17 protein-coding genes and 1 pseudogene are annotated in these 17194 nt (G+C 76.0%); 16 read left to right on the forward strand and 2 right to left on the reverse strand.

Features of this window, described 5'->3' with window-relative positions:
- The first annotated feature begins 46 nt into the window (after window positions 1-46).
- Together ACQPYN_RS10720 and ACQPYN_RS10725 are read left to right on the forward strand one after the other, a co-directional pair.
- Window positions 47-1234 carry an FAD-dependent monooxygenase gene (locus ACQPYN_RS10720; RefSeq protein ID WP_433036646.1) on the forward strand — a complete coding sequence of 396 codons (1188 nt, stop codon included), beginning with the start codon at window positions 47-49 and terminating at the stop codon, window positions 1232-1234.
- 20 nt (window positions 1235-1254) lie between these two features.
- Window positions 1255-2361, forward strand: a complete 1107-nt coding sequence (locus ACQPYN_RS10725; protein ID WP_433036648.1) for an amidohydrolase family protein — start codon at window positions 1255-1257, stop codon at window positions 2359-2361.
- Between the two features lies 1 nt (window position 2362).
- Here ACQPYN_RS10725 and ACQPYN_RS10730 read toward each other — a convergent pair whose 3' ends face one another.
- On the reverse strand, window positions 2363-3799 hold the full coding sequence (locus ACQPYN_RS10730; protein WP_433036650.1) for an MFS transporter: 1437 nt from the start codon (window positions 3797-3799) through the stop codon (window positions 2363-2365).
- Window positions 3800-3863: 64 nt separating this feature from the next.
- Between ACQPYN_RS10730 and ACQPYN_RS10735 the strand changes: the two genes are divergently transcribed.
- The 4 genes and pseudogenes from ACQPYN_RS10735 to rimM all read left to right on the forward strand — a co-directional run bounded on the left by ACQPYN_RS10735 (window position 3864) and on the right by rimM (window position 5899).
- Window positions 3864-4619: a LamB/YcsF family protein gene (locus tag ACQPYN_RS10735; protein ID WP_433036652.1), complete on the forward strand. Its 756-nt coding sequence runs from the start codon at window positions 3864-3866 to the stop codon at window positions 4617-4619.
- Between the two features lie 143 nt (window positions 4620-4762).
- Window positions 4763-5095 (forward strand): annotated as a pseudogene (rpsP, locus tag ACQPYN_RS10740) (30S ribosomal protein S16); the annotation flags it as partial.
- 20 nt (window positions 5096-5115) lie between these two features.
- Entirely contained in the window at window positions 5116-5355 is a 240-nt protein-coding gene (locus tag ACQPYN_RS10745; protein ID WP_274189061.1) for an RNA-binding protein, read from the forward strand.
- 10 nt (window positions 5356-5365) lie between these two features.
- Window positions 5366-5899: a ribosome maturation factor RimM gene (rimM, locus tag ACQPYN_RS10750; protein WP_433036654.1), complete on the forward strand. Its 534-nt coding sequence runs from the start codon at window positions 5366-5368 to the stop codon at window positions 5897-5899.
- Window positions 5900-5918: 19 nt separating this feature from the next.
- Here the strand turns inward: rimM and ACQPYN_RS10755 are convergent, their stop codons facing one another.
- Window positions 5919-6638 (reverse strand): MgtC/SapB family protein, encoded by a 720-nt coding sequence (locus tag ACQPYN_RS10755; RefSeq protein ID WP_433036656.1) that lies wholly within the window; start codon window positions 6636-6638, stop codon window positions 5919-5921.
- Between the two features lie 45 nt (window positions 6639-6683).
- Between ACQPYN_RS10755 and trmD the strand changes: the two genes are divergently transcribed.
- The 10 genes from trmD to ACQPYN_RS10805 all read left to right on the forward strand — a co-directional run bounded on the left by trmD (window position 6684) and on the right by ACQPYN_RS10805 (window position 17189).
- A complete protein-coding gene (gene trmD / locus ACQPYN_RS10760) occupies window positions 6684-7541 on the forward strand; it encodes a tRNA (guanosine(37)-N1)-methyltransferase TrmD (protein ID WP_433036658.1) in 858 nt (285 codons plus the stop codon).
- Window positions 7542-7643: 102 nt separating this feature from the next.
- The gene (gene rplS / locus ACQPYN_RS10765; RefSeq protein ID WP_274193403.1) at window positions 7644-8003 is read left to right on the forward strand and encodes a 50S ribosomal protein L19; all 360 of its coding nucleotides are present in this window, start codon (window positions 7644-7646) and stop codon (window positions 8001-8003) included.
- 1141 nt (window positions 8004-9144) lie between these two features.
- Complete coding sequence (gene lepB / locus ACQPYN_RS10770; protein ID WP_433036661.1) at window positions 9145-9948, forward strand: signal peptidase I; 804 nt, start codon at window positions 9145-9147, stop codon at window positions 9946-9948.
- A gap of 89 nt (window positions 9949-10037) precedes the next feature.
- Window positions 10038-10865 carry a ribonuclease HII gene (locus ACQPYN_RS10775; RefSeq protein WP_433038827.1) on the forward strand — a complete coding sequence of 276 codons (828 nt, stop codon included), beginning with the start codon at window positions 10038-10040 and terminating at the stop codon, window positions 10863-10865.
- Window positions 10862-11182 carry a DUF2469 domain-containing protein gene (locus ACQPYN_RS10780; RefSeq protein WP_274189066.1) on the forward strand — a complete coding sequence of 107 codons (321 nt, stop codon included), beginning with the start codon at window positions 10862-10864 and terminating at the stop codon, window positions 11180-11182. The genes ACQPYN_RS10775 and ACQPYN_RS10780 overlap by 4 nt, the downstream gene beginning before the upstream one ends.
- 166 nt (window positions 11183-11348) lie before the next feature.
- A complete protein-coding gene (locus tag ACQPYN_RS10785; protein ID WP_433036663.1) occupies window positions 11349-11732 on the forward strand; it encodes a YraN family protein in 384 nt (127 codons plus the stop codon).
- 1 nt (window position 11733) lies between these two features.
- Entirely contained in the window at window positions 11734-13302 is a 1569-nt protein-coding gene (locus ACQPYN_RS10790) for a YifB family Mg chelatase-like AAA ATPase (RefSeq protein WP_433036665.1), read from the forward strand.
- On the forward strand, window positions 13299-14519 hold the full coding sequence (dprA, locus tag ACQPYN_RS10795; protein WP_433036667.1) for a DNA-processing protein DprA: 1221 nt from the start codon (window positions 13299-13301) through the stop codon (window positions 14517-14519). The genes ACQPYN_RS10790 and dprA overlap by 4 nt, the downstream gene beginning before the upstream one ends.
- Before the next feature lie 566 nt (window positions 14520-15085).
- Window positions 15086-16114 carry a tyrosine-type recombinase/integrase gene (locus ACQPYN_RS10800; protein ID WP_433036669.1) on the forward strand — a complete coding sequence of 343 codons (1029 nt, stop codon included), beginning with the start codon at window positions 15086-15088 and terminating at the stop codon, window positions 16112-16114.
- On the forward strand, window positions 16089-17189 hold the full coding sequence (locus ACQPYN_RS10805; protein WP_433036671.1) for a FliA/WhiG family RNA polymerase sigma factor: 1101 nt from the start codon (window positions 16089-16091) through the stop codon (window positions 17187-17189). Before ACQPYN_RS10800 ends, ACQPYN_RS10805 begins: the two co-directional genes overlap by 26 nt.
- Window positions 17190-17194: the final 5 nt, after the last annotated feature.

Raw genomic sequence — 17194 nt, forward strand, 5'->3', positions numbered from 1 at the left:
CGGCTTGTCGGGAGAAAGATACCAAACGTAGGTAAAGGAGTGTGTCATGGCGACATCACGGGTCCTCGTGTCCGGGGCGAGCATCGCCGGGCCCACGCTCGCGTACTGGCTGCACCGCCACGGCTTCGAGGTCACCGTGGTCGAGAAGGCCGCCGGGGTGCGCGGGGGCGGCTATCCGATCGACATCCGGGGCACCGCGCTGGACGTCGTCGGGCGCATGGGTCTGCTCGGCGCCGTCCGTGCCGCCGACGTCGACTCGCGGCGGATCACCTTCCTCGGTCCCGACGGCTCCCTCGTCGCGTCGCTCGAGCCCGAGACGGTGACCGGCGGCGTTGCGGGGCGCGACGTGGAGCTGCCGCGCGGCGCGCTCACCGGGCTCCTGTACGACGCCGTACGCGAGGACGTCGAGTTCGTGTTCGGGGACTCGATCGCCGCGCTGGACGACGACGGCGACGGGGTCGACGTGACGTTCACCGGTGGCGGCCGCCGCCGCTTCGACCTCGTCGTCGGGGCCGACGGGCTGCACTCGGCCACGCGTGCCCTCGCGTTCGGGCCCGAGGAGCAGTTCCACCGCTACCTCGGTTACTGCTTCGCCGGCTGGACGATGCCGAACTCCTTCGGCATGTCCCACGAGGGCACCCTCTGGAGCGTGCCCGGTCGCGGCGCGGTGATCTACGCCGTCGGCGACACCGACCAGGTGCACGGCTTCCTCAGCTTCACCCGCGAGACCCCGCCGTTCGAGGCCTTCCGCGACCCGCACGCCCAGCGCGACCTCGTCGCGGCGCGGTTCGCCGGGGACGACGTGTGGGAGGTGCCGGCCCTCGTCGCGGGGATGCGGGCGGGGGACGACGTGTTCTTCGACGTCGTGAGCCAGATCCGCATGCCGCACTGGTCGACGGGGCGGGTCGGGCTGGTCGGCGACGCGGCCCACGCGCCGTCGTTCCTCTCCGGGCAGGGCTCCAGCCTCGCGCTCGTCGGCGCCTACGTGCTCGCCGGCGAGCTCGCGGCGGCCCCGACGCCCCGCGAGGGCTTCGCGCGCTACGAACGTCGGCTGCGCGACTTCGTGACGCAGAACCAGGCGCTGGCCGACGGTGGTCAGACCGTGATCGTCCCGCGTACCGAGGAGGACATCGTCCGGCGCGACGCGGCGCTGCGGGGCTCGGGGAGCCTCGTCGCGGACGGGGGCCGCCCGGAGCACACCGCCCTCGCCCTGCCGACCTACGCGGCGGCCTGAGCGTCGCTACCCTCCCCGGCATGTCGTCGCCGACCTCTCCGGGACCCCTGCACCTGCGCGGCGTGCTGCTCGACGGCACCGCCGAGGGCGAGCGGGTCGGCGAGCTGTGGGTCACCGCCGAGGGCCGGATCAGCCTCGACCCGGTGCCCGACGCGCCGACGGTGGCCGACGGGGCCTGGATCCTGCCCGGTCTCGTCGACGCCCACTGCCACGTCGGCATCGGGCCCGATGGCCCCGTCGACCTCGAGGAGGCCCGCGAGCAGGGGCACACCGACGCCGCGTCCGGGGCGCTGCTCCTGCGCGACTGCGGCACCCCGGTCGACACCCGCCCGCTGGACGACGACCCGCGGATGCCCGAGATCGTCCGGGCCGGCCGTCACCTCGCCCGACCCAAGCGCTACATCCGCGGCCTGCCGATCGAGGCGGACTCCCCGGAGGAGCTGCCGGCCCTGGTCGCCGAGCAGGCCCGCACCAACCCGTGGGTGAAGCTCGTCGGCGACTGGATCGAGCGCGAGGCGGGCGACCTCGCCCCGCTGTGGCCCGACGACGTGCTGAAGGCGGCCATGGACGCCGCGCACGCCGAGGGCGCGCGGGTCACGGCCCACGTGTTCGGGGAGGACGCGCTGCCCGGGCTGATCGGGGCGGGTATCGACGGCATCGAGCACGGCACCGGCCTGGACGACACGACGATCGCCATGATGGTCGAGCGCGGGACCGTGCTGGTCCCGACGCTGATCAACGTCGAGAACTTCCCGGCCTTCGCCGACGCGGCCGGCGAGAAGTTCCCGCGCTACGGCACCCACATGCGCGAGCTGTACGCCCGCGCCTCGGCCACCGTCGCGTCCGCCATCGAGGCCGGCGTCCCCGTCTTCGCCGGCACCGACGCCGGCGGCGGGATCGTGCACGGCCGCATCGTCGACGAGATCGCGGCGCTCGCGCAGGTGGGTCTCGGGCCCGCCCGGGCGTTCGAGGCGGCCTGCGGCGCGGCCCGCGACTGGCTGCGCCGTCCCGGCCTCGTCGACGGGGCGCCCGCCGACCTCGTCGTCGTCGACCGCGACCCGCGCACCGACACCGACGCCCTCCGCAGCCCGTCGCTGGTCCTGCGGGCCGGGGTCCGGCTGTCCTGACTCAGGTCCGTCCGGGCAGCCTGCGGGACAGCAGGATCGCGACGACGAGGACGCCACCGACGACGAGCAGTGCGTCGGAGAACGCCCCGCCCGCGCCGTCGTGCAGCGGGTTCCACGAGTCGCTCCCCGAGCTGGTGCGGGCCGCGAGCACCGTGCCGAGCACCGCGGCGCCCGTGCCGCCGCCGAGGAAGAACGCGCCCTGGTAGAGCCCGAGGCCGACGCCCGCGTGCTCGGTGGGCACCGCGGCGGCCACGGCGTTGATCAGCGGTGACGTGATCGACGCGAGGCCGACACCGAGCGCGAACGTCACGGCGGACAGGGCCACGGCCGACCCGCCGGCGGCCGTCGAGAGCGTCAGCGCGGCGGCAGCGAGGACGCCCAGGCCGATGCCGACCAGCCGGCGCGGGCCGAGGCGGTCGGAGAGCCGCCCCGCAGGCGAGGAGAGCAGGGCGACGGCGAGCGCCCCGGGCAGCAGCACGAGGCCCACCTGCCCCACCCCGAGCCCGTTGACGGTCGCGATGAGCAGCGGCACCAGCAGGATCGTGCCGAGGTAGCCGAACATCGCGAGGAACCCGACGCCCACGGCGTTGACGAACGGGGCGTGGGTGAGCAGGGCCGGCGGCACGAACGGCCGCGGCGTGCGGCGGATGCGGACGACGAACCCGACCGCGAGCAGGACGGCCGCGAGCGCCGCGCCCCAGGACGACACCGCGCCGAAGCCCACCTGCTGGCCGCGCGTGAGCCCGAAGAGCCCTAGGCCCACGGCCGCCCCGAGCAGGACGCCGCCGATCAGGTCGATCTGGCGCCATGTCGCGTCGGCGTCCGGGCGCCCGTCGGGCAGGACCCGCGGCGCGAGGAACAGCAGCGGCGTGATCAGCAGCGCGGCACCGAGGAACGGCCACCGCCACCCGGCGACCTCGGCGACGAAGCCCGCGAGCGGCGGGCCGAGCGCCTGTCCCGCACCGACCCCGGTGCCGACGATCCCGAAGCCGAACCCGCGACGTCCCGGCGGCAGCGCGCGGGCGATGGCCACCGAGCCCAGCGCCGGCACCGCCGCGCTGCCCCCGCCCTGCAGGACGCGGCCGACGAGGTGCCAGCCGATGTCGGGCGCGAGCCCGGCGAGCAGCGAGCCGGCGATGAACACCGCGAGCCCGAACGCGAACACCCGGCGGACCCCGAAGACGTCGGCGACCCGGCCGTAGAGCGGCGTCGTCACCGCGAACGTCAGCGAGAACGCGGTGACGACCCAGGCGAGGCCGCCGGGGGAGGCCACGAAGTCCCGGCCGATCTCGGGGACCAGGACGAGCACCATGCTGTTGGCGAGCACGGCCACCGTGACCGAGACCAGCAGCACCCCGAGCAGGAGGCCGACGCGGACGGGCGGGTCCTCCCCGTCGGGCGGGGAGGGCTCGACCGTCGCCGGCCGTCGATCGGTCATGGGCACAGCCTGCGCCCTCGATCACGCTCCAGGTCAAGGGACGGTCCGTCCTAGGCTGCGGGGTGTGAGCGCGACCCTCGACCTCAACGCCGACCTCGCCGAAGGGTTCGGGATCTGGTCGCTGACCGACGACGACGCCCTGCTCGAGGTCGTGACGTCGGCGAACGTGGCCTGCGGGTTCCACGCCGGCGATCCGGCGACCATGCGCCGGGTCTGCGCGCGGGCGGTGGAGCGGGGCGTGGTGATCGGCGCGCAGGTCTCCTACCGCGACCTCGCGGGCTTCGGGCGCCGCTTCGTCGACGCCGACCCCGCGGAGCTGACCGCCGACCTGCTCTACCAGGTCGGCGCGCTGCGGGAGTTCGCCCGCATCGCCGGGGGCGAGGTCGCGTACCTCAAGCCGCACGGCGCGCTCTACAACGCCGTCGTGCACCACGACGCCCAGGCCCGTGCCGTCGTCGAGGCGGCGCGACAGGCCGGCCTGCCGGTGCTGGGCCTGCCCGGGTCGCGGCTGCTCGCGCGGGCGGCGGAGGCGGGCCTCACCACGCACGCCGAGGCGTTCGGCGACCGCGGCTACACCCCGGAGGGGACGCTGGTGCCCCGCTCCGAGCCCGGCGCGCTGCTGCCCGACACCGACGCCGTCGTCGAGCGCGCCCGGCGCCTGGCGGCCGACGGCGTGATCGTCGCCGTCGACGGCACCGAGCTGCCCACCGCCGCGGCGTCGCTGTGCCTGCACGGCGACAGCCCCGGCGCCGTCGCCTCGGCCCGTCGCGTCGCCGACGCCCTGCGCGCGGCCGGGGTCACCCTCGCGGCGTTCGCCTGAGTCGTCGTCTGGCACAATTCACGGGTCACCGTGGCCGCCTCGCGCAGGCGGTCACCTCTCATGCACGAGCGGGCACGCCGTCCCCGAGGTCCCCACCCGGCCGGGCGGCCCCGAGCACCACCGACCGAGGAGCACTCAGAGCAGTGGCTGTCAAGATCAAACTGGCCCGCATGGGCAAGATCCGCGAGCCCCACTACCGCATCGTGGTCGCGGACGCCAAGAACCGCCGGGACGGTCGCGTCATCGAGCAGATCGGTGAGTACCACCCGAAGAGCGAGCCGAGCGACATCAAGATCAACTCTGAGCGCGCGCAGTACTGGCTCGGGGTCGGCGCCATCCCCACCGAGCCGGTGCACAGCCTGCTGAAGGTCACCGGCGACTGGCAGAAGTTCAAGGGCCTCCCCGGCGCCGAGGGCAAGCTGAAGCCGCAGCCGCAGAAGGTCGACAAGCAGGCCCGCTTCAACGAGGAGCTGGCCAAGGTTTCCGGCTCCGCGGAGTGAGCGAGCTCGCCGAGGCGCTCGAGCACCTCGTGCGCGGGATCGTCGCCCACCCCGATGACGTCGCCGTCGACCTCGTCACCAACCGCCGTGGCCGCACCCTCGAGGTCCGGGTCCACCCCGACGACCTCGGCAAGGTGATCGGCCGCAACGGGCGGACCGCCACCGCGCTGCGCACCGTCGTGAGTGGCATCGGCGGCCGTGGTGTGCGGGTCGACGTGGTCGACACCGATCGCTGACCCGCCGACGATGACGGACGCCGCGTCCGACGACCGTGTCGTCGGCCGGGTCGTCAAGGCCCACGGCCTGCGCGGCGAGCTCGTCGTCGAGCCCCGCACCGATCACGTCGACGCCCGGTTCACCCCGGGTGTCGTGCTCTCGGTGCGGGGCCGACGCGTGTCCGGGGCCGGGCAGCTGACGGTGATCGCCGCCCGCCGCCACGGGGAACGGCTGCTGGTCACGGTCGAGGAGATCACCGACCGCGACACCGCCGAGGCCCTGCGTACTGCGGAGCTCACCGCGCCGCCGCTGGCCGAGGAGCCCGACGACCCCGACGAGTTCCACGACCACCAGCTCGAGGGCCTCGCCGTGGTGCTCGCCGACGACACACCCGTCGGCACCGTCACCGACGTCCTCCACGGTGCGGGCGGCGAGCTGCTGGCCGTGCGGCGCCCCGAGGGCGGCGAGGTGCTGATCCCGTTCGTCGCCGCCATCGTCACCCAGGTCGACGTGCCGGGCGGCCGCCTGGTCCTCGATCCGCCGGAGGGCCTGCTCGAGGACTGAGCGGCACGCCCGGGGAGGCTCACTCCTCCTCGGTCGGCACCCCGACGGCGAGCACGCCCGGCAGCTCGGAGAGCTCGCCGGACAGCGGTGCCAGCGAGCCCCGTCCCGCGAGCGACAGGGTCACCGAGGCGACGCGGGTGGTGCCCTCGACGCCGTCGGTGGAGTCCTCGCGGTCGACGTGCATCCCCGCCACCACGAACCCCCGCTCGGTGCAGATCGACAGCACCGCGCGCAGCACCCCGCGCCCGTCGGCGTAGGAGAGGTGCAGGTCGCGGGGCACGGTCGACGAGCGCGTGATCAGCCGCGCCAACGGCCGGTAGCCGCGGGTCACGAGGTAGTGCACGGCCGTGCCCGCCACCGCGAGCAGCGGCAGGCCTGCGCCGCACGCGGTGCCGACCGCGGCCGCCGTCCAGACCGTCGCCGCCGTCGTCAGGCCGCGGACGGCGTCGCGGCGCACGAAGATCAGGCCGCCGCCGATGAACCCGATCCCGGAGACGATCTGGGCCGCGACCCGCGAGGGGTCCAGGTCGATGTCGGGGGAGGAGAGCAGGTCGTCGAAGCCGTACTTCGAGATGAGCATGAAGGCGGCCGACCCGACCCCGACCAGCGTGTGCGTGCGCAGCCCGGCGCTCTTCGCCGCCAGCTCGCGCTCCAGGCCGATGAGCGTGCAGAGCACGACGGCCAGCCCCAGCGGGGCCAGCAGGCGCCACTGGTCGGGATACGACAGGAACTGCTCCACCCCTCGGGACCCCCTTCGCGACCGGCAGGGGCAGGATCGTGCCCGATGCGCATCGACGTCGTCACGATCTTCCCGGGCTACCTCGCCCCGCTCGACGAGGCGCTCGTCGGTCGGGCGCGCCGTGCGGGCCGTCTCGACGTCCGGGTGCACGACCTGCGCCGGTGGGCCACGGGCGTGCACCAGGCCGTCGACGCCTCCCCGTACGGCGGAGGGCCGGGGATGCTCATGACCGCGCCGGTGTGGGGGGCGGCGCTCGACGAGGTCACGACCTCCGGCTCCCCCGGTGAGGGCGTGCCCCGGCTGCTCGTGCCGACCCCGGCGGGCGAACCCCTGACCCAGCGCCGCGCCGCCGGGTGGGCCGCCGAGCCGTGGCTCGTCATCGCCTGCGGCCGCTACGAGGGGATCGACGCCCGCGTGCTCACCGACGCCGCCCGCCGGATGCCCGTCGAGGAGGTCTCGCTGGGCGACTACGTGCTCGCCGGCGGGGAGGTCGCGGCCCTCGTCGTCGTCGAGGCCGTGTCCCGGCTGGTGCCCGGCGTGCTCGGCAACCCGGCGTCGGCCGAGCTCGACAGCTTTGCGGAAGGTACTGGCGGTCTCCTCGAGGCTCCCGCCTACACCCGCCCCGAGACATGGCGCGACCTGCCGATCCCGCCGGTGCTGCGCAGCGGCGACCACGGCGCTGTCGCGCGGTGGCGTCGCGACCGCTCGCTGGAGCGCACGGCGGCGACGCGACCCGATCTGCTCGACGCGCTGCTGGCCCGCGACGGGGCCGCGGCGTTCGACGCGCGGGACCGCGAGGTCCTGACCGCCTGCGGCTACGACCCGGTCCACGGCGCGCGAGCAGCGGCATGGCAGACTGGGGAGGTTGCCACGGACGGCGCACGACCTGATCGAGGTCGGTGAGCCGCCGGCCGTCGGCCCGAGAACCGATCCACCTCGGCTGCACGGACACCCGCCCCACGGGTTCCGGCGCCGGCCTGTGAGACGACCGCGAGGACGCTGACGATGAACGCCCTGGACGAACTCGACGCCAAGTCGCTGCGCTCCGACATCCCGGACTTCCGCGCCGGGGACACCGTGAAGGTGCACGTCCGGGTCATCGAGGGTTCACGCTCTCGTGTACAGGTCTTCCAGGGTGTCGTCATCCGCCGCCACGGTGGCGGACTGCGCGAGACGTTCACCGTCCGCAAGGTCTCCTTCGGCGTCGGGGTGGAGCGCACCTTCCCGGTGCACACCCCGAACATCGATCACATCGAGGTCGTCACCCGCGGTGATGTCCGCCGGGCGAAGCTCTACTACCTCCGTGATCTGCGGGGCAAGGCCGCGAAGATCCGCGAGAAGCGCGAGACGACGCCGGCCGGCTGAGCCGGCCGCCTCGGTCTCCTAACCTGAGTCGCGTGCGCCCCCAGGAGCCCTCCCTCCCGCCGTACCGGAACACCGGCACGGGTGGCGAGACGACCCGTGCCGGACGGCACGCGGGGCGTGACGACGCCGCCGACCACGAAGACCCGTACGGCGACGTCCCGGCGCCGCCCGCGTCCTCCGGACCCGGCGTCCAGGCGCCGTACGGCTCCTCGGGGTGGAGTGGATCGGACACCCACGCGCCCGGTCCGTCCTCGTTCGGTCCCTCCGGCTTCTCCGGCGCCGACGGGCTCGGCCCCCGGCCGGAGGGTTACCCGGGCTACGGCGCCAACGGGTCGTCGGTGTCCTACGGGTACGGCAACTCCTCGGGCAACGGCGACGCGCTCGGCCCGCCGGCGGCGAGCGGGAACGGCGCCTACGGCAACGGCACGCAGGGCTTCGGGACCTACGGCAACGGCTCGTCCGGCAACGGGTCGTCCGGGTCCGGCACCTACGGCAACGGATCGCACGGGGTTCCCGGTCAGGGCGCGCCCCTGCCCCCGGGCCCGGCAGGCCCCTCCTGGGGTCCGTCGCCCGCGTACGGCACACCGCCCCCGGACGGTCGCCCCGCGGGCCCGCCGGGGCCCTCCGCAGGAGGACCGCCTCCGCCCGGCTTCGGTGCCCGCCCGGTGTCGCCGCCCCCGGTGCGCCCCGGCCCGCGCCCGCACCGGGCGCCCCGTCCCCGGGTGCGCCACCCCAGGGCGCCCCATCTCCGGGTGCGCCGCCCCAGGGCGCGCCGTCGCCGAGCGCCGAGCCCGCGCCGTCCGCGCCCTCCGAGGGCACCGACAGCGGCCTCGCGGGCGCCGACACCGGCCTCGCGGGTGCCGACGGCTTCGCCTCCCGCCCGCCCCGCCCGTCGTCGCGCGACACCGGCACCACGGCGACCACGGAGGTCACCCGCGGCGCCGGCGCCAGCCCCGGCCGGCACCGCCGCGCGGGCACGGGCCCCGGTCGTGACGGCGACGAGCCCGAGGACGGCGACGACGCCGCGGGCAGCGGCCCCGGTCGCCGCGCGGCCGGCACCGGCGGCACGAAGGGCAAGGGCAAGAAGCCCAAGCGCAAGGGGTCGTTCTGGCGCGAGCTGCCGCTGCTGATCGTCGTCGCGGTGGTGCTGACGTTCGTCATCCAGACGTTCCTGGCCCGCATCTACGTCATCCCGTCGGCGTCGATGGAACGCACGCTGCACGGCTGCAACGGCTGCAACAACGACCGCGTCGCCGTCGACAAGATCACCTACCGGTTCTCGGAGCCGTCGCCCGGCGACGTCGTGGTCTTCCGCGGGCCGCCGACCTGGGGCGACAACGGCGAGTCCGGGGGCGGCGGTGGCCAGCGCTCCGAGAACGTCCTCGTCCGGGGGCTGCAGGGCGGGCTCTCGCTGGTCGGGCTCGCCCCGCCGGACGAGAAGGACTTCGTCAAGCGCGTCGTCGCCACCGGCGGTCAGACCGTGGCCTGCTGCGACCCGCAGAACCGCGTCACCGTCGACGGGCAGCCACTCGACGAGCCGTACATCTACTACCAGCCGAACCTCGGCCGCACCCAGGCCGACTTCGCGCCCGTGCAGGTGCCCCAGGGGCAGCTGTGGGTCATGGGCGACAACCGCAACAACTCGGCCGACGCCCGCGTGCACGGCCCGATCGGCGTCACCGACGTCATCGGCAAGGCCCGGGTCATCGTCCTCCCCGTCGGCCGCTGGGGCGGGGTGCCCGACACCGATCCACAGGCGCAGGTCTCCGCCCTCGGCGCCCCGACCTGGACGTCCGGGGTTCCCCTGGCGGCCGGGGTGCTCGGTGCGGTCCCGCTGGTGTGGGTGTCCCGGCGGCTGCGGGCGCGCTACCGGCAGGCCGACGCCGACGACCCGCCCCTCGACGCCCCGGGACGGGCGACACCGCCCCGCCTCCCGGACCGGTGACCGCCGGCTACGACGCGGGCCGTCGACGCGCCGCGGGCACCGGCCGGCGTCCCACCCGCCGGCGGGTGGCGCTGCCCCCGCGGACCGGTGTGCAGCCGCCCCGCGCGATCGTGCGCCGCAGCACCGAGAGCTGGGCGCTGCAGTCGGCGCTGGAGCGTCACGGCCTCGGGCCGGTCGTCGGGGTGGACGAGGCCGGGCGCGGTGCGTGCGCCGGCCCCCTGGCGGTGGCCGCGTGCATCCTGCGTCCCGGCGACGCGCGGAAGTTCGAGGGGCTCACCGACTCGAAGCTCCTGACCCACGAGGAGCGGGAGCACTTCGCCCGGGTGATCAAGCGACGCGCGGTCGACTGGCACGTGGTGCTCATCGACCCGCCCGAGGTGGATCGCCGGGGCGTCCACGTCGCCAACATCGACGGGATGCGCCGGGCCGTCGCCCGGCTCGAGACGCGGCCCGGCTACGTGCTGACCGACGGCTTCCCCGTCTCCGGCTTCGGCGTGCCCGCGCTCGCCGTGCCCAAGGGTGACCTCGCGGCCGCGTGCGTGGCGGCGGCCTCGGTCCTGGCCAAGGTGACGCGGGACCGGCTGATGGCCGACCTCCACGAGCGCCGTCCGGAGTACCGCTTCGACCTGCACAAGGGCTACTGCACGCCGACGCACAGCGCAGCGCTGGCGGAGCACGGGCCCAGCGACGACCACCGGTTCAGCTTCGTCAACGTCGCCGCCGCCGCGCGGGGCCGGAGCCCGGGCGGACTCCCGGCCGGCGTGCGACACAATGGTGCCGTGACCGTGGACGAGGCGTCCGCCGAGAGCGGGGAGGCCGACGAGCTGGTGGAGTTCGACAGCGGGCCGGGGTCCGGTCTCGAGGACGAGCCGGACGTCGCGGACGAGGCCACGCCGGAGGGGGGAGAGGCGCGATGAGCGCGGAGGATCTCGAGAAGTACGAGACCGACATGGAGCTCTCGCTCTACCGCGAGTACCGCGACATCGTCGCGCAGTTCTCCTACGTCGTGGAGACCGAACGCCGCTTCTACCTGGCGAACACGGTCGACGTCGCGGTGCGCAACGCCGACGGCGAGGTGTACTTCGAGGTCACGATGTCCGACGCCTGGGTGTGGGACATGTACCGGCCCGCGCGCTTCGTCAAGAACGTGCGCGTCGTGACGTTCAAGGACGTCAACGTCGAGGAGCTGGAGAAGCCCGACCTCCGCCTCGACGAGGGGCCGTTCAGCGGCTGACGCTGCTCTGCCCGGGCGCCGACCGGCCTCAGCACCGCAGCGCTCCATCCACACCCCCGCCGGTCGTCCCCAGGCGCGACGCCGACGCTCCCGCCCGGACGGTCGCGCCCGCCACTCTCGATCCCGCCGCCGGAGCGCCCGGACGGCGTGGACGAGGGAGCCGGCCATGGCCACCACGCGCGGGAGACCGGACCGGGAGACGCTGGGGCGGCGCGGGGAGGACCTCGCGGCCGACCACCTCGCGGCCCGCGGGCTGGTCGTGCTCGACCGCAACTGGCGCTGTCGCGAGGGCGAGCTCGATCTCCTCGCCGCGGCCGGTGACCGTCTCGTCGTCGCCGAGGTGAAGACGCGCTCGGGGACGGGCTACGGCACGGCCGAGGCGGTCACGCACGCGAAGGCGGCCCGCATCCGGCGTCTCGCGCAGCGCTGGCTGGCCGAGAGGCACGCCGCCGGGGGCTCCGGGTTCGCCGAGGTGCGCTTCGACGTCGTCGCGGTGCTCCTGGCCCCGGGCGCGGCCCCGCAGGTCGAGCACTACGAGGGGGCGTTCTGAGGTGGCGCTCGCGTGCGCGTGGTCGATCGGGCTGCGTGGGGTCGACGGCGAGGTCGTCGAGATCGAGGCCGACATCGGCCAGGGCCTGCCCGGGGTGTCGCTGGTGGGGCTGCCGGACGCGGCGCTGGCGGAGTCGCGCGACAGGGTGCGGGCGGCGGTCGTGAACTCCGGGGAGACCTGGCCGGCGCGGCGCATCACGCTGGCCCTCTCCCCGGCGACGCTGCCGAAGCAGGGCAGCGGGTACGACCTGGCGCTGGCCTGCTCGGTGCTCGCGGCGGCGGGTGCGGTGCCGCTCGCCCGGCTGCGCGGGGTGGTGCTGCTCGGCGAGCTGGCGCTCGACGGGCGGGTGCGCGGCGTGCGCGGGGTGCTGCCGGCCCTGCTCGCGGCCCGGCGGCTCGGGGTGGAGCGCGTGGTGGTGCCCGCGGCCGCGGCCGTCGAGGCGGGCCTCGTGGAGGGCCTGGAGGTGTTCGGGGCCGAGCACCTGTCCGACGTGCTGGCCTGGTTGCGCGGCAAGCAGGGGACTCTCGGCGCGGTCCGGGCCGGCGCGCGTCCCCGCGGCGGCGCCCCGCCGGACGACCTCGCCGACGTCGTCGGGCAGCTCGCGGCCCGCCGCGCGGTGGAGATCGCGGCGGCCGGGGGCCACCACCTGCTGATGGTCGGCCCTCCCGGCTCGGGCAAGACGATGCTGGCGCGCCGGATGACGGGGCTCCTGCCCGACCTCGACGTGGACGCCGCGCTCCAGGTGGCGGCGGTGCGCTCGCTGGCGGGGGCGCTCGATCCCCAGGAAGCCCTGCCCGCCGCGCCGCCCTTCGTGGCCCCGCACCACTCGGTGTCGTCGGCCGCGCTCGTCGGCGGCGGCAGCGGCCTGGCGCGGCCGGGCGCGGTGTCGCTGGCCCACCGCGGCGTCCTGTTCCTGGACGAGATCTACGAGTTCGCCCCCCACGTCCTCGAGATGTTGCGCACGCCGCTCGAGGACGGCGAGGTCCGCCTCGCGCGCACCGACGGCGTCGTCCGCTACCCGGCCCGCTTCCAGCTCGTGATGGCGGCCAACCCGTGCCCCTGCGCCCCGCCCCGGGACACCGACTGCTCCTGCTCGAGCCTCACCAAGCGCCGCTACGTCGCGCGCCTGTCGGGCCCGATGCTCGACCGTGTCGACCTGCGGGTGTCGTTGCGGGCGGTCGAGGGGCTCTCCTGGGCGGGCGGGCCCACCGAGGGGCTCGAGGAGGTGCCGGAGGACACCGCGGCCGTCCGGGCGCGGGTCCTCGCGGCCCGCGCGGCGGCCCGCGAACGGTGGCGCGACGCGGGGTGGCCCACCAACGCCGAGGTGCCCGGGCCCGAGCTGCGCCGGCGCGGGCGGCTCCCGCACGACGCCACCGCGGTCCTCGAGCGCCAGCTGCGCTCCGGGGCGATGACCGCCCGCGGGGCGGACCGTGCGCTCCGGGTCGCGTGGACGATCAGCGACCTGCGCGGCGCTCCCGGACCCGAGATGCCCGACGTCGTCGAGGCGATCGGGTTCAAGGGCTTCGTGAACGACCCCGACGGCGAGCCGGGCGGGGAGGCCGTCGCATGAGCACGACGACGGCGACGGACGCCGCGGTGGTCTCCCCGGTGCCGATCGAGGTCCTGCGGGCCCGCGCCTACCTCTCCCGGGTCGCGGAGCCACCCGCGCCGGCCCTCGGCGCCCTCGTCGAGGCGATCGGGCCGGTCGATGCGGCGCAGCTGGTCCGCGAGGGCGCCGCCGACGGACCCCACGCGCTGCCCCCGGCGGTGGCCGCCGAGACCGCGGCCCGGCGGGGCACCGACCGCGCCGCGGCCGACCTCGCACTGCTCGCCGCCCGTGGCGGGCGGCTCATCGTCCCCGAGGACCCGGAGTGGCCCGCGGCGGCACTCGCGGGCCTCGGGGTGGCCGCCGGTCCGGACGGGACGGTCGGGCTCGAGGGCGCCCCGGTGCGCGACGGGCTGGCGGTGCCCCTGGCCCTGTGGGCGTGCGGTCCGCGGCGTCTCGACGACGCGCCGCGGCGCTGGGTCGGCATGGTCGGGGCCCGGGCGGCCGGCGAGTACGGCCTGTGGGTCGCGCGCGACTGGTCGGCGGAGCTCGCCGACCACGGCGTCACGGTGGTCTCGGGGGCCGCGCTCGGGGTGGACGGTGCCGCGCACCGCGGGGCCCTCGCCGTCGGCGGGCGGACGGTGGCGGTCCTGGCGTGCGGCATCGACCGGTCCTACCCGCCCACCCACGCCACGCTGATCGACCACATCGCGCGCACGGGCCTGGTGCTCACCGAGTACCCGCCGGGCGCGACGCCCGCACGGCACCGCTTCCTCGTGCGCAACCGCCTGGTCGCGGCGCTGAGCGCCGGCACCCTCGTCGTCGAGGCGGCCGCCCGGTCGGGGGCGATGCGCACGGCGCTCGTGGCCGAGGCGCTCGGGCGGGCCGTCATGGTCGTGCCGGGGCCGGTCACGTCGGCGCTGTCCCTCGGGTGCCACGAGCTCGCCCGGCGTCCTGCGGTGTCGGTCGTGGGCCGGGCCGCGCACGTCCTCGAGGAGGTGGGGCCGGTGGGGGAGGCGCTGGCCCCGCCGCCGGCGACGCCGTACCGGCCGACCGACGGTCTCGACGCCGGCGCCCTGCGCGTGCGCGAGGCCCTGCCGCTGCGCGCGGCCCGTACCCCGGAGCGCCTCGCCCACGACAGCGGTGTGGACCCCGCGGAGGTCGTCGGTCATCTGTGGGTGCTCGCGGCGCGGGGGCTCGTCGTCGAGGAGAACGGGCGATGGCGCCGGCGACCCGCCTGACGACCCGGCTGAGTGCCCCGCGGCGTGGGGGCCCTGTGGGGGACACCCCGACCCACCACCGGGTGGCACGCCGGCCCCGACCAACGGTCGGACCCCGGGCGCCCCCGGGCCTCCGCACGTGGTCCGGTCCGGACGGCGCGCCCAGCGGTACGTCCGGCCCATGGTCACCGCGCGGATCTCCCGGGTCTCATCACCCGCTCGAATGATCTCCGGGGCGCCGACTCCCCGGCGGGGACGGTCGACGAGCACGGAGTCGACCCGGGTGAACAGGCACAGAGCGACGAACGGTTGCAGAGCGCGACGAGTGGAACCGCTCCTCGATGGTGGCCCACGGTCACCGCACGACACGCGTCGGTGCTTGACCGGGGCCTGCCGTATCGAGAGTCTTCACCGCGATGACCGGCACGTTCTCTCCCGACGACTCCACCGGAGGCCCTCGTGGGCCGCGCCGGTCACCCGGTCGAGGGCGCTCTCGTGGGTTCCCCTTCGACCCGGTCACGTCGTCACGCTCCGCGTTCACCGAGACGGACGCCGACGGCGCGTCGGACCCCGCGCGTCGGGCCCCGATGGACGCCGCCGGTGACGATCAGTCGGTGGTCCCCGGGCCCCGTGTCGGTGGATCGGCGGTCGAGGCCCCGGTCGTTGCCCCGGTCGTTCCGGCGGTGCCCGCGGCCGAGCACCTCGCGGCGTACGAGGCGCACCTGCGCTACGAGCGGGCGCTCTCCCCGCACACGGTCCGGGCCTACCTGGGCGACGTCACCACGCTGCTCGACCATCTCCGCGTCCAGGTCGACGGCCCCGAGGCCGCGGGGGACACCCCGCTCGACCTCGCCGGCCTCGATCTCCCCGGGCTGCGCTCGTGGCTCGCCGCGGGCCGTACGCGCGGCGCGAGCCGCACCACGCTGGCTCGGCGCGCGGCCGCGGCCCGCACGTTCACGGCCTGGGCGGTGCGCACCGGGCGGGCGCCCACCGACGCCGGCGCCCGTCTCGCCTCGCCCCGCGCGCACCGGCGGCTGCCCGAGGTGCTGCGCGCCGACCAGGCGGCCGACGCCCTGCGCGCCGCGGCGTCCGGGGCGGCGGAGGGCGACCCGGTGTCGCTGCGCGACCACCTGCTGCTCGAGCTGCTCTACGCCACCGGCGTGCGCGTCTCCGAGCTCTGCGGCCTCGATGTCGACGATGTCGACGACGGCCGTCGTACGCTGCGCGTCCTGGGCAAGGGGGGCAAGGAGCGCACCGTCGTCTACGGCGTGCCCGCGGCCGCGGCCCTCGACGCCTGGCGACGTGGAGGACGGCCCGCGCTCGCGGTCCCGACCTCCCCTCCGGCGCTGCTGCTCGGCGCCCGCGGGGGACGACTCGACCCGCGCATCGCGCGCACGGTCGTGCACGACGCGGCGGGGGCGGTGCCGGGGGCACCCGACATCGCGCCGCACGGTCTCCGTCACTCGGCGGCCACGCACTTGCTCGAGGGGGGAGCGGATCTGAGGAGCGTTCAGGAACTGCTGGGTCATGCGTCGCCCGCGACGACCCAGCTCTACACCCACGTGTCCGCCGAGCGACTGAGGGCCATCCATGACACCGCCCACCCCCGCGCCTGAGCCGCGGCGCGACGGCGCGTCGGTGGCGACCACGGAGGCCCCGCCCACCGGCCCGCTGCCGGCCCTGCCGGGCATCGACTCCGACGCCGCCGTCCGTGCCGCCGGCGCGGCCGCCCGCACCCCGCGCCGGGCACCCCGACGCGAGCCTGCCGGCCCGGTGAGCGACGGCGCCACCGCGCTGGCGCCGGTGCCCGCACCCGCCGACGGGTCGCGCGACACCGCGCAGGCCGCCGTGCACGCCGTCCCCGCCACGCTGGGTCGCGTCGCGGCCGGCGCCCCCGACGAGGAGGCGCTGGTCGAGGCCGGCATCGCCGAGCTCTGGGCGGCGTTCGAGGCCGACCCGCGCAAATCGACCAAGGACCGGCTGGTCCTGCACTACGCGCCGCTGGTCAAGTACGTCGCGGGGCGCGTGGGCACGGGCCTGCCGTCCCACGTCGACGTCGCCGACCTCATCCAGTGCGGGATCTTCGGGCTGGTCGACGCGATCGAGCGCTTCGAGCCCGACCGCGGGCGCAAGTTCGAGGTCTACGCGATGCAGCGCATCCGTGGCGCGATCCTCGACGAGCTCCGCTCCCAGGACTGGGTGCCGCGCTCCGTGCGCTCGCGGGCCCGGGAGATCGAGCGGGCGATCGAGCGCCTCGAGGGTCGCGAGCAGCGGTCCTGCAGCGACTCCGAGCTCGCCCAGGAGCTCGACACGTCGACCGAGGACCTGCGTTCGACGTTCGGGCAGATCGCGATGACCAGCGTCGCCGCCCTCGACGAGCTCGTCGCCGCGGGCCGTGCCGGCGGGGGCGACGGCGGGTCCGCGCCGTCGCTGGCCGACTCGCTGCCCGACACCGACGCCGAGGACCCCCTCGCCGCGATGGAGGACCGCGAGACGCGGCGCCTGCTCGCCGAGGCGGTCGGGCAGCTCGCCGAGCGCGACCGCACGGTGGTGGGCCTCTACTACTTCGAGAACCTCACGCTCGCCGAGATCGGGCGGGTCCTCGGGGTCACCGAGTCCCGCGTGTGCCAGCTGCACACGCGCGCCGTGATGCGCCTGCGCGGGCGCCTCGCGGAGCTGCAGCACGCCTGAGCTCC

It is taken from the genome of Actinomycetospora sp. CA-053990 (assembly GCF_050948445.1).
GTDB lineage: Bacteria > Actinomycetota > Actinomycetes > Mycobacteriales > Pseudonocardiaceae > Actinomycetospora > Actinomycetospora callitridis.